This window comes from Actinoplanes cyaneus (assembly GCF_016862095.1).
Lineage (GTDB): Bacteria > Actinomycetota > Actinomycetes > Mycobacteriales > Micromonosporaceae > Actinoplanes > Actinoplanes cyaneus.
The window spans coordinates 54,459-65,232 of record NZ_BOMH01000064.1 but is presented as its reverse complement, the minus strand read 5'-3'; the positions used below and the strand labels follow the sequence as shown (position 1 = coordinate 65,232).

Annotated in this window: 12 protein-coding genes; 7 read left to right on the top strand and 5 right to left on the bottom strand. The window is 69.9% G+C overall.

From position 1 onward, the window contains the following. Together Acy02nite_RS37425 and Acy02nite_RS37420 are read right to left on the bottom strand one after the other, a co-directional pair. Positions 1–388: hypothetical protein (locus Acy02nite_RS37425; RefSeq protein ID WP_203752372.1), on the bottom strand; the 388-nt coding region annotated here is incomplete at its 3' end. A 613-nt stretch (positions 389–1,001) separates the two neighbouring features. Further along, positions 1,002–2,156 carry a hypothetical protein gene (locus tag Acy02nite_RS37420; protein WP_203752370.1) on the bottom strand — a complete coding sequence of 385 codons (1,155 nt, stop codon included), beginning with the start codon at positions 2,154–2,156 and terminating at the stop codon, positions 1,002–1,004. 316 nt (positions 2,157–2,472) lie between these two features. Between Acy02nite_RS37420 and Acy02nite_RS37415 the strand changes: the two genes are divergently transcribed. The 5 genes from Acy02nite_RS37415 to Acy02nite_RS37395 all read left to right on the top strand — a co-directional run bounded on the left by Acy02nite_RS37415 (position 2,473) and on the right by Acy02nite_RS37395 (position 6,196). Next, positions 2,473–3,414, top strand: a complete 942-nt coding sequence (locus tag Acy02nite_RS37415; RefSeq protein WP_203752367.1) for an LLM class F420-dependent oxidoreductase — start codon at positions 2,473–2,475, stop codon at positions 3,412–3,414. 144 nt (positions 3,415–3,558) lie between these two features. Beyond that, positions 3,559–4,230 carry an SDR family oxidoreductase gene (locus Acy02nite_RS37410; RefSeq protein WP_203752365.1) on the top strand — a complete coding sequence of 224 codons (672 nt, stop codon included), beginning with the start codon at positions 3,559–3,561 and terminating at the stop codon, positions 4,228–4,230. A 100-nt stretch (positions 4,231–4,330) separates the two neighbouring features. Then, positions 4,331–4,528 (top strand): hypothetical protein, encoded by a 198-nt coding sequence (locus tag Acy02nite_RS37405; RefSeq protein ID WP_203752363.1) that lies wholly within the window; start codon positions 4,331–4,333, stop codon positions 4,526–4,528. A gap of 226 nt (positions 4,529–4,754) precedes the next feature. Next, the gene (locus Acy02nite_RS37400; protein ID WP_203752361.1) at positions 4,755–4,934 is read left to right on the top strand and encodes a hypothetical protein; all 180 of its coding nucleotides are present in this window, start codon (positions 4,755–4,757) and stop codon (positions 4,932–4,934) included. After that, entirely contained in the window at positions 4,931–6,196 is a 1,266-nt protein-coding gene (locus tag Acy02nite_RS37395; protein WP_239175545.1) for an MFS transporter, read from the top strand. The genes Acy02nite_RS37400 and Acy02nite_RS37395 overlap by 4 nt, the downstream gene beginning before the upstream one ends. A gap of 54 nt (positions 6,197–6,250) precedes the next feature. Here the strand turns inward: Acy02nite_RS37395 and Acy02nite_RS37390 are convergent, their stop codons facing one another. Genes Acy02nite_RS37390 through Acy02nite_RS37380 form a run of 3 tightly spaced genes read right to left on the bottom strand, consistent with a single transcriptional unit; the run spans position 6,251 to position 8,107 of the window. Further along, the gene (locus tag Acy02nite_RS37390; RefSeq protein WP_203752359.1) at positions 6,251–6,718 is read right to left on the bottom strand and encodes an SRPBCC family protein; all 468 of its coding nucleotides are present in this window, start codon (positions 6,716–6,718) and stop codon (positions 6,251–6,253) included. A 9-nt stretch (positions 6,719–6,727) separates the two neighbouring features. Continuing rightward, complete coding sequence (locus Acy02nite_RS37385; protein ID WP_203752357.1) at positions 6,728–7,027, bottom strand: protealysin inhibitor emfourin; 300 nt, start codon at positions 7,025–7,027, stop codon at positions 6,728–6,730. Beyond that, positions 7,028–8,107, bottom strand: a complete 1,080-nt coding sequence (locus tag Acy02nite_RS37380; protein ID WP_203752355.1) for a M4 family metallopeptidase — start codon at positions 8,105–8,107, stop codon at positions 7,028–7,030. It lies immediately after the preceding gene. A 309-nt stretch (positions 8,108–8,416) separates the two neighbouring features. Here Acy02nite_RS37380 and Acy02nite_RS37375 point away from each other — a divergent pair, with 309 nt between their 5' ends. Then, a complete protein-coding gene (locus Acy02nite_RS37375) occupies positions 8,417–9,337 on the top strand; it encodes an STM4015 family protein (protein WP_203752353.1) in 921 nt (306 codons plus the stop codon). 1 nt (position 9,338) lies between these two features. Then, positions 9,339–10,706, top strand: a complete 1,368-nt coding sequence (locus Acy02nite_RS37370; protein WP_203752350.1) for an STM4014 family protein — start codon at positions 9,339–9,341, stop codon at positions 10,704–10,706. Positions 10,707–10,774 lie beyond the last annotated feature (68 nt).

Sequence of the window (10,774 nt, the reverse complement as noted above, 5' to 3'; positions counted from 1 at the left end):
GGTCGAACAACCGGCGATCGGTGTCGGCCCGGCTGACGATAGTGACGGCACACAAGATCCCGATCTCGGCCAACGCTGTCGTCGCGACCGCCGCCAAGATCACCGTGAACTCCGATTCCTGGAGCAGCCTTAGCGGGAAGAAGATCATCGGGCCGACAAACGGAAACATGATCAGCCGGAAGAGCTCTCGGCGCGGCCGCAAGTACCACCGCAGGCCGGCACGGCTCCAGACTCCAACACCGCGCAGCGCCGCGAACTCCGGGCGCGATTGCTCGGCCTGAATGACCCAGGCAGCCATCTCCGACACCAAGACGCCGGCTAAGGCGATCGAGAGGGTCAACCCTGCGGTGTAGGTCAGCAGCAAGGCGCCCCAGGCAGGGACCTGCACGCAAGTCTCCTTCAAAAGAGATGGGTGATTTAGAGACCAGCCGAGGCACCGGCATCACCTTCAGCCTGGGCTTCGGCTGCAGAGAAGTGTTGTACCCGGCCGATACGGGGCGGCCTCATGAATGACCTCACCAGCGTGCAAGGCACTGTCAAGACGGACGTCAGAGAAGTCCCAGCGGACATGGCTGGCGGGCGCAGGGCGACGGGCTCGCATTACCGCGACGTCTGCACAGGCGGAACGGCTGGATATCGTCACCGGCGATACCGCGTTCACGTCGCGGGGCTGGGCGTTCCGGGACAGACCGTCGCTGACGATGCACACATCGAATTAGACGGGCTCATCTCGACCGTGACGGGTCGCTATCTCGTTGGTACAGATCAATGCGGGCCGTCAGCGGTCCGGTGCCAGCGAGCTCGCCGACGAGCCGGTCCAGGATTTGGCCGGCCGCCCGGCGCTGGCTCTGCCCCGGTACCGGGCTCGCTGCTCGGCCTGCCTGCGCCTGACCCGAGACCTGTGAGATCACCCTGGGCGTGGACGGGCAGGGAGTGATCCACGTCGAGCTGACCGCCGACGACCCGCGGATGGTGCAGAAGCGGACGAGCTGAGCGAGCGGCTACACCGCCCCGGCCGTCTTGAGGATGTGGGTGGCGATGACCCCGAACCTGTCGAGTTGATCGCGGACCTCGCTGGCGTAGTCAGGCGCGTCGACCGTGACGTCGTGGTCCTCGCCGAGGGCCCGGTACTTCGCCGTGACCTGGCGGTCGCCGGCGAAGCGGATGGTGAGGCCGGTCGGGTCCGACGCCAAGCCGGTCAGCATCAGCGGCGCCCACGACTCGAACCACTTGGGGAAGATCAGGGTGGTGAAGCCGCCGGGGCCCGGCGGGATGACGTCGGCGGGGACCGAGGACTCGTACCCGCCGCCGTCCGCCCGGGTCGCGACGTCGGCGCCGGGCCGGGACATGATGGCCATGATGGTGTTCTGGACCCGCTCCTTGAACACCGCCTGGTTGAGCCGGAGCGTCTCGCCGTGCATGTCGAACTTCTCCTCAAGCTTGCGCTCGGTGAGCAGCCGCAGCATCGTGGCGTCGCCGCCCGACATCTCCAGGATCTCCTGCTGCTCCGGCCCGGACAGCGGGACGTCCGGTCGCGGCCGGGACCGGTCCTCGAGCAACTGGTCCCGGACCATGTCGTCGCCGGTGGGGCGTTCCACCGCCACGCTGAAGCTGCCGCGGTCCCGGTCGGTGAGCGACTCGTGGACGAGGCGGTCGCTGTCGTACGCGCCGCTCCGGTTGTCCAGCACGTTCACCGCCAGCGCCGTGTCGTTGCCCTGGTCGTTCGAGCCGCTGAACGCCGTACCGGAACGGCTCATCGTCTTGCGCCCGAGAATGCCCGAGGAGAGGATCGATCCGGCCAGCGACGCCATCGCCGCGATCCGCTCGACCTGGATCACCAGGTCGTCCACGTCGGTGGCGGCGAGCGTGGCCTTGCCGCCCGCGGCCCACCCCAGCACGGCGCGACCCATGCCGCTGAGCAGCCCATCATTCTGCTTGGTGGCGAGCAGGGCCACCGGATCGTCGACGGCCTCACCCCCGACCGTGACGGCACGCTGCACCGGCGTGATCAGCCGGCCGACGGCCGCGTTGCCGACCGTCCGCTGCAGCGCGAGGATCTGCGCCGCGTTACCCGAAGGGCCGGTGGCGGGCCGCCGCGGAGACGGCGGAGCGACCCGGGTCGGCACTGCGGCGGGCGTGGTGTCGTGTCGGCGCACGATGCTCCTCCGATCGATGGAGATCTCATCATGCCCGCCCGGCTCGCGGACTCTGAAGCCAGCACGGCATGACGATCGCCACGCGGCGCTGAACACCACTCAGGACTCAGACAGGCGCTCGGCAGTTCGAGGGTCATGCTCGGCGTCGCCGCTGCCCTCGGCGATCAGTCCCTGACTTCGGACGATCGAGGATAACCGCAGGTCGCGATCGGGATGAGGCATCTCGCGGAACTCGCCGGTCGTCTCCGCTTGCAGCGGTGTAAGTTGGCTCTTACATTACTCAGTGAGAGCACTCTTACCTGGAACTGGGGACGGCATGACGATCCGGCTCGGCTATCAGATCCCGAATTTCACCTACCCGGGAGTCCCGAACGATCAGCTGTTCGACACGGTCGCGGCGCAGGCCAAGGAGGCCGAGGCAGCCGGCTTCGACACCGTGCTCGTGATGGACCACTTCTACCAGCTTCCCGGCATCGGCGCGCCGGAGGACAACATGCTGGAGTCCTACACGACGCTGGGAGCGCTTGCGTCGGTCACCTCGACGATCCAGCTGTCGACGCTGGTCACCGGTGTGACGTACCGCAATCCTGCCTTTCTCGCCAAGACCGTGACCACTCTCGACGTGGTCTCCAAGGGCCGCGCGGTGCTGGGCATCGGCGCGGGCTGGTTCGAGCGTGAGCACCACGAGCTCGGCTTCGAGTTCGGCACGTTCGGCCAGCGCTTCGAGCGGCTCGAGGAGGCCCTGACGATCATCACGCCGATGCTCAAGGGCGAGGTGGCGACGTTCGAGGGCAAGTGGTACGTGGCGCGGGGCGCGATGAACAACCCGCGGGTGCGGCCCACCATCCCGATCATGCTGGGCGGCTCCGGCGAGCAGAAGACGTTCCGCCTGGCGGCCCGCTTCGCCGACCACATGAACATCATCTGCGACGTGGAGGACCTGGGCCGCAAGGTGCAGGTGCTGCGCGAGCGCTGCGAGGAGGTCGGCCGCGACCCGTCCACGCTGAAGACGAGCTTCCTGGTGATGGGCATGGTCGGCGAGTCCGAGCAGGAGGTGCGGGAGCTCGGCGAGACGATCCCGGAGGATCGGCGGAACAGGGCCTTCCTCGGTACGGCGGAGCAGGTCGCCGACCAGTTGCACGAGAAGGTGATCGGCGCGGGCGTCGACGGCATCACGATCAACCTGGTCCGCAACGGCCACCGGCCGGGTCTGGTCACGTCGGTGGGCGAGGCACTCAAGCCGATCGTCAAGGCGTGACTGCGAGCCGCCGCCCGGCGCCGTGACGAGGTCGTCGCCGGGCCGCGGCTCCCCGCCGTACGCCGAAGAATCGGGTGGAGATGAACCGGCGCGCCCGGCCCTCGCCGCGCCTGGTTTGCCAGGAGTGGCGGTAGCGTCGCGGGCATGGAGAATGCGCGGGTTCTGGTTGTGGGCGGGCACGGGAAGGTCGCGCTGCTGTTGCTGCGGCTGCTGATCGAATCCGGTCATCAGGTGAGCGCGGTGATCCGCAATCCGGAGCATCGTGCCGAGGTCGCGGAGTCAGGGGCGGATCCGCTGGTCGCGGATGTCGAGCAGCTCGGTGTCGAGGAGCTGGCGGAGCTGGTCCGCGGGCACGACGCGATCGTCTGGTCGGCCGGGGCCGGTGGCGGCAGCCCGGCGCGGACGTACGCGGTGGACCGGGACGCTGCGATCCGGTCGATGGAGGCGGCGGCACTCGCCGGCGTGCAGCGCTATGTCATGGTTTCCTACTTCGGGTCGCAGCTCGATCACGGGGTCCCCGAGGACAGCGGCTTCTTCCCCTACGCGGAGGCGAAGGCCGCCGCGGACGCCTACCTGGAGCGGACCCAGCTGGACTGGACGATCCTCGGGCCGAGCCGGCTGACGGCCGAGCCGGCGACCGGGCGGATCGAGACTGCCAGCCAGGGTGCCACGGCAGGGTCGGTGAGCAGGGCGGATGTCGCGGCGGTGATCGCCCGGACGCTGCAGGAGCCGGCGACGATCCGGCGGACGATCCGGTTCAACGCGGGTGCCACCCCGGTCGCCGACGCGCTCAGCGACGAGGGTGACCTGGCCTGACGGTTTGGCCTCGGACGCTGTCGGGTAAATCGATCTTGAAACGGTTCCAGTACGCCTCGTCCCGGTGCGGGCGAGGCGTCTGGCGAGAAGGGGAGCCCCGATGCCGATCGAGCGACTGCCGTCCGACCCGGACCGCTACCCACCCCTGGACCCGGGAGCGCCGATTCCCGACGATCCGGGTGAGCTGGACCCCTACAACCCGGATCTGCCGCCCGCGCCGGCCGAGCCGATGCCGCCGATCTCGCCCGTGCCCGCCGAGCCGGAGCCCGCGACCGAGCCGGAACCCGAACCCGCCTGATCTCCCCGACCCGTCCGACCCGTCCGATCCGCCAAGGTCATCGAATGTCCCTTCACGCGGATTCGCAGCAGTCAAGACGGAGAACACGCGAACGACGGACTCACTGTGCGACTTCGGGAACATCAATTCAGCGAGCGGAGTAGCCGATAAACGCGCCTCTCCGAAGTTGACCTTCGGCGTCCTGACCTGCGATAAGCGTCCGCGATAACCGATCATCCGATGGCCGGTGATCGCAGATACCGGCTATCCGGTCATCGATCGGCGACTACCTGCCGTGGCCATCGGCATCTACGGTGCGAAGGAACCGCCTCGCCTTTTGCCGAAGGATGTTTCGATGGCGCCCTTGATCGATCACGCGGTCCCGCCGCGCCGTAATGCCGGGCTCTCGCCGGTGATGGCCGGGTGAGATGGCGCGGACTGTCCGGAGTTCTGAGTTCGCAGGCCTGCACGCTCTCCGCGAACCGCCTGCTCACCGTCGCCGTCCCATGGCTGGTCCTGGATCGCACCGGCAGCGCCGCGCAGACCGGCCTGGTGGTCGCCTGCCAGGTGCTCCCGTACGCGTTCACGCAATGGCTGGCCGGGCCGCTGCTGGACCGGATCGGCCCTCGCCGGATCAGCGCGACCGGGGACATCACCTCGGCGTCAGTGCTGGTGATCCCCGCCCTGTTCGGCACTCCCCCGCTCTGGCTGCTCACCCTGATGCTGCTGGTCGTGGGCTGTGCCGACGGACCGGCCAGCGCCGCGAAACGGCTGCTGGTACCGTTCGCCGCCGCGGACGCCGGGCAGTCGACGGTACGCGGGGTCGGCCTGGCCACGGCCGTCGAACGGACCGCGACCGCGGCCGGGACGGCGATGGCCGGCTGGCTCGTGGCCACCCTCGGCGGCGATCGCGCACTGTGGGTAGCGGCGGCCATGCTCGGTGTAGCCACACTCATCGTGACTATGACGGTCACCGATCCGGTGCGGGACCGCGGACGCGACGACGAGTCCTACTTCGACCGCCTGCGCACCGGGACGGCGTTCCTGCGCGCCCACTCGCCGCTCCGCGCGCTGACCGCGATGTTCGTCGTCACCAACCTGCTCGATCAGGCGCTGATGGCGGTGCTGCTGCCGGTCTGGGCACGAGCCGGGGGTCACGACGCGACAGTCGTCGGGCTCGCGCTGAGCACGGTCGGGCTCGCCTCCATCGCGTCCGCGCTCGCGTCGGCCGGGTTCGGGGCTCGGCTACCGCGCCGCGCCACGTACCTGATCGGCGTCCTGAGCAGCGGCCCGACCCGGATCATCGTGCTCGCGCTCGGGCTGCCACCGGAGGCCGTGATCGCCGTCTACGCGCTCGCCGGGATCGGGTCCGGCCTGTTCAACCCGTTGCTGGAGACGATCCAGGTGGAGCTGATCCCGGCGGCACTGCGCGGCCGGGTGCAGACGCTGATCACCGCGTGGGCGTGGGCCGGCATCCCGGTCGGCGGCCTGGTGGGAGCGGTACTGCTCAACTTCGGCGGGCTCACCACGGCGCTGTGGCTGTGCGGGCTCGCCTACCTCGCCGCGGTGCTGCGCCCCGCGTGGAAGATGGACTGGTCACTTCCGGTCACACCGGCGCCCGCTGCGCCGCTGACGATCACCCTTGCGCCGGTCGCGGTGCGCCGGCGGGTTCCGGCCCAGCGGCGATGAGACACGATTTCCCGGTACGACGGGGAGCCGCTCCGCCGTACCGCGAAAGGGAAGCTATGGCGCCTTTTCGAGGTGCTCCGCGAGGTTGGTCAGCGAGGAGGTCAGACCGGCGGCGTGGTCCTCGGCGGAGATGCCGGCCGGGACGTCCTCGGCTCGGAACTCCACCCGCGTGCCCTGCTCCACGGCCGTGACCTCCCAGGTCATCGTCATGGTGCCGGCCTGGGCCGGGTCGTCGGAGACGAAGGTGACGGCCTGCACCACCCGTACACCAGGAACGATGTCGACGAAGTGGGCCTCGACGACGTCCGAGTCCGCTGTGGTCTTGCCCGGCGCGGCCGAGGCGTCCGCATAGGTCAGCACCAGCCGGTAGGACCCGCCCGGCTTCGCGTCGAACCGCTCGAACCGGCCGGTCATGCCGTCCGGTGGCAACCAGGCGGTCAGCGCGCCGGGGTCGACGAGGGCCGCGTAGACCCGGTCGGGCGCAGCTGCGATCACCCGGGAAGCTGTGTCGGTACGAGCCATGGCCCGATCCTACGAGGTGTGGCGCTCGACCCAGGTCAGCAGATCGCCGAACGCTCGTGACATCGACGTGTCCGCGCTGGTCAGCGTCGTCGACCGCGAGTTGTCGTCAATCGTGATCGTGTACGTCACGGCGTCGCGCGCCGCCGGCGCCGGGTGCGCTCCACCCGGGTCGGCGGTCGCGGCGGCGACCAGACGGCGCAGCTCCCGGGCGTCGGTGTCCGGGAGCTGGTCGGTGTCGAGCACGCGGGGCGGCAAGCGCCGGACGATCGGGGCCGCCAGCCCGCCGCGCGTGGTGAGGGAGACGCGCATTCACACCCGGCCGAGCAACGTCGGCGTGGTCGTGATCGAGATGCCCACCTGCGCCCACGCCTCCTTGACGGCCTGTTGCTGGCTGCTGCCCGCGCCGTAGAGCTCCGCGGCCTTCGTGAACGTCGTGTCGGCGAACTCCTGGAAATCGGTGGTCTGCGTCGACGCCCGCAACGATTCATACCAGATGTGCCCGGGCGCCTCCCAGGAGTTCCCACCGATCCCGGTCGCGACCAGATAGAACGCCTTGTTCGGAATCCCCGAGTTGACGTGCACGCCGCCGTTGTCGCCGTCCTCGGTGTCCGGCAGCTTGACGAAGTTGTCCATGTGAGCGGGCTGCGGGTCCTTGCCGAACAGCTTGTTGTCGAACGCGGTGCCCGGCGCCTTCATCGACCGCAGCGCGTCCGCGTCGATCGACGGGGTGAAGACGTCGTTGCCGATCAGCCAGTCCGCCTGTTCCGCGGTCTGCTTCAGGAACCACTGCTTGACCATCGAGCCGGCCACGTCGGAGAGCGACTCGTTCAGCGCGCCGGACTGGTTGTGGTACTCCAGGCCGGCGGTGTGCTCGGTGATGCCGTGCCCGAGCTCGTGCGCGATCACGTCGAGCGAGCCGGTGAAGTCGGTGAACACCTCGCCGTCCCCGTCGCCGAAGACCATCTCCTGGCCGTCCCAGAACGCGTTGTTGTAGCGGGTCCCGCGGTGCACGTAACCCTGCAGCCGCATGCCGTGGCCATCGATCGAGTCTCGCTGGAACACCTCGCGGTAGAACGAGCGGGTGGTGCCGAAGCCCTCGTACGCCCGGTTCACCGCCGCGTCCTTGACCGGCCCGTCGTCCTCGGAGCGGGCCAGCTTGGCGGACGGCAGGAAGGTGGAGTGCTTGCAATTGTAGATGCTGCGCCGGCCGTCCCCCTGCATGGACAGCGCCCCGGCGATCAGCCCGCGGACCCGGCGCTCGCCGCGCAACTGCGCGGTCGTGAGCAGGGTGGCCAGGGCGGCCTGGCGGATGTCCGCGTTGTCGCTGTCGAGCAGCCGGGTCAGGATGAACGGCGGGGTGATGCAGTTGAGTCGCCTGGAGGACGTCATGGTGAACCTCGAATCCGGTCGAAGCGCTGTCAGAAGAAGGAGATGCGCCGCCGGCGTGCGCAGATACATCCCTGGCAGGGAGAATGTGGTGCCCGGCTTCCAGTCAGGCCGCAAACACTGACAGTGATCATCTGCGGCGTCGAGGCCTGCGTCCCTGATCGGACAGCCGATACGCCGAACGGATGACGCCGATCAAGGACGGCGGCCCTACCCCGGCCGGTGCTCGCCCGGTTGATCGTGCGGCACGCGAAAGTGTCGGTGGGGCTTGCTAGCGTCTCGGCATTGTTGAGTTGCGGCCGAGGGAGTCCTGTGACCATCAACGAGCACCTGACCACGTTCGCCGGCTTGCCGATCGTCTCGGTCGACGACGAGCGGAGCCCGGCGGACCCTGCCGCGGTGGCCTGGCGCATCGACCTGGAGGAGTTCGACGCCGAGACCTCGGAGTTCGAGGCCGCCCTGGAGAAGGTGCTGGAACGGGCCGGTCCCGGTGGTCCCGCTGCGCTCGTCGTCGGGGAGTGGGGGTCGTCGTATGAGACCGGGTTCCCCGCTGAACTGTTGATCCGCGACGCGTCCCGGTTCAGCGGGCTGCGGGCGCTGTTCATCGGCGAGATGACCTACGAGCAATGCGAGATCTCCTGGATCAACCAGGGCAACCTCACACCGGTACTGGAGGCATTCCCGCGGCTCGAGCGGTTGTGGGTGCGCGGCGCGCAGGGCCTGGCGCTCGAACCGGGGCGACATGCGGCGCTGCGCGAACTCGTCCTGCAGTCCGGTGGGCTGCCGACACCGGTGATCCGGTCCGTCAGCGCCTGCGACCTGCCCGCCCTCGAGCACCTGGAGCTGTGGCTCGGCGTGGCGAACTATGGGGGCGACGCCCGCGCCGACGACCTCGCGACGATCCTCGGCGGGCGCACCCTGCCGGCGCTGCGCCACCTCGGGCTGTGCAACGCGGAGATCGCCGACGAGGTGGCGGCGGCGGTCGCTGCCGCACCCGTCGTCGCCCGGCTCGACCGGCTCGACCTGTCACTGGGGACGCTCGGCGACGCCGGGGCCGAGGCGCTGCTCACCGGGCAGCCGCTGACCCACCTGACCGCGCTCGACCTGCACCACCACTTCATGACGGCGGAGATGGCGCAACGGGTGGTGGACGAGTTGCCCGGGGTGGCCGTGGACATCTCCGACCAGCAGAAGGAGGAGCGCTGGGGTCGTTACACGGTCTGCGCTGAGTAACGTGCGTCTCGCCGTCGTCGGCAACCCGGAGAATCGGCGGGTCGCCCTCTTCGCCGCGGCCGTGGCACGCGCCGGGTTGCCCGCACCGGAGATCTTCCCGTGGCGTGACGTGCTGATCTCCGGTCGTGTCCCGGGGCCGGGCGCGCTCGTCCGGATCGACTCCCCGGGAGAGGACGCCGAGGTGGACCGGCTGCTGCGCGGCCTCGGCGGCGACCACGCCTCGTCATCACACAGGTCGCCACCACACGGCTCGCTGTCCCACGCCGCGCCGCCACACGGCTCGCAATCGCGCGCCGCGCCGTCGCACGCCGCGCCGTCGCACGCCGCGCCGCCACACGCCTCGCTGTCGCACGGCTCGCTGTCGCACGGTGAGATCGCGGGGGTCGCGGCCTGGTTCGCGGGGTTGTCGATCGTGCTGGACCGGATCGCGGCCGGTGGCGGCACACTGCTCAACCAGCCCACCGACATCCTGACGATGACGGCGAAGCCGCGCTGTCACGCCGCCCTGACCGCCGCCGGCATTCCTGTGCCGCCGGCCTTGAAGGCCCCCGCGCCCGAACTTCCCGACCCGTCAGCGCCGCCCGGCGACGCGGTCTCAGCCCCAGCCCAGCCACCCGGCGACGCAATCTCAGCCCCGGCCCGGCTGCCCGGCGACGCGGTCTCAGCTCCGGCCCGGCCGCCCGGCGAACTGGGGGTGGTGAGTGGCTACCAGTCGCTGCGCGCGGCGATGGAGGTTGCGGGGTGGAGCCGGGTCTTCGTCAAAGCGGCCTACGGATCGTCAGCCTCGGGCGTGCTGGCCCTGGCGGTCGGCGGCCGCCGCGGAACCGAAGCCGGCCGGCGGATCATGGCAGTGACCTCGGTCGAGCTGAGCGAGGGCAAGATCTTCAACAATCTGCGGGTACGACGTTACGACGACGAAGCCTCGATCGCGGCGATCATCGATCGACTGGCGCCGGACGGGTTGCACGTCGAGCGCTGGTACCCGAAAGCGGCCCTCGACGGCCGTGTCCTCGACCTGCGGGTGGTCGTGATCGCCGGCCGGGCGCGGCACATCGTCGTCCGCACCAGCCGCTCGCCGATGACGAACCTGCACCTCGGCAACGCCCGCGGCGACGTGTCCGCCGTCCGGGCCGCGGCCGGCGAGCGGGCCTGGGACGCGGCCATGGACACGTGCGTCCGAGCGGCCGCCTGCTTCCCGCGCACGTTGCACGCGGGCGTCGACCTGATGTTCCGCGCGGGCTGGCGCGATCACGCGGTGGCCGAGGTGAACGCTTTCGGTGACCTCCTCCCCCGGGTCCTGTCCGACGACGGCCTGGACACCTACGACGCTCAGGTGGCTGCCCTCCAGCAAGGCTGGACACCCGCATGATCCACCGCCACTGACGGCCCGCCGCGACCCGGGCAACGCTCACGGCCGGCCACCGCTCACTGCCCGAG

Bases quoted from the DNA above. Each gene is read 5' to 3' on its own strand.
- Acy02nite_RS37385 (WP_203752357.1), bottom strand. From the start codon at position 7,027: ATGCGCGTCTCCCTCACCACGCGCGGCGGGCTGGCGGCCCCGATCGTC.
- Acy02nite_RS37410 (WP_203752365.1), top strand. From the start codon at position 3,559: ATGGAGAATGCGCGGGTTCTGGTTGTGGGCGGGCACGGGAAGGTCGCG.
- Acy02nite_RS37380 (WP_203752355.1), bottom strand. From the start codon at position 8,107: ATGACGTCCTCCAGGCGACTCAACTGCATCACCCCGCCGTTCATCCTG.
- Acy02nite_RS37405 (WP_203752363.1), top strand. From the start codon at position 4,331: ATGCCGATCGAGCGACTGCCGTCCGACCCGGACCGCTACCCACCCCTG.
- Acy02nite_RS37390 (WP_203752359.1), bottom strand. From the start codon at position 6,718: ATGGCTCGTACCGACACAGCTTCCCGGGTGATCGCAGCTGCGCCCGAC.
- Acy02nite_RS37415 (WP_203752367.1), top strand. From the start codon at position 2,473: ATGACGATCCGGCTCGGCTATCAGATCCCGAATTTCACCTACCCGGGA.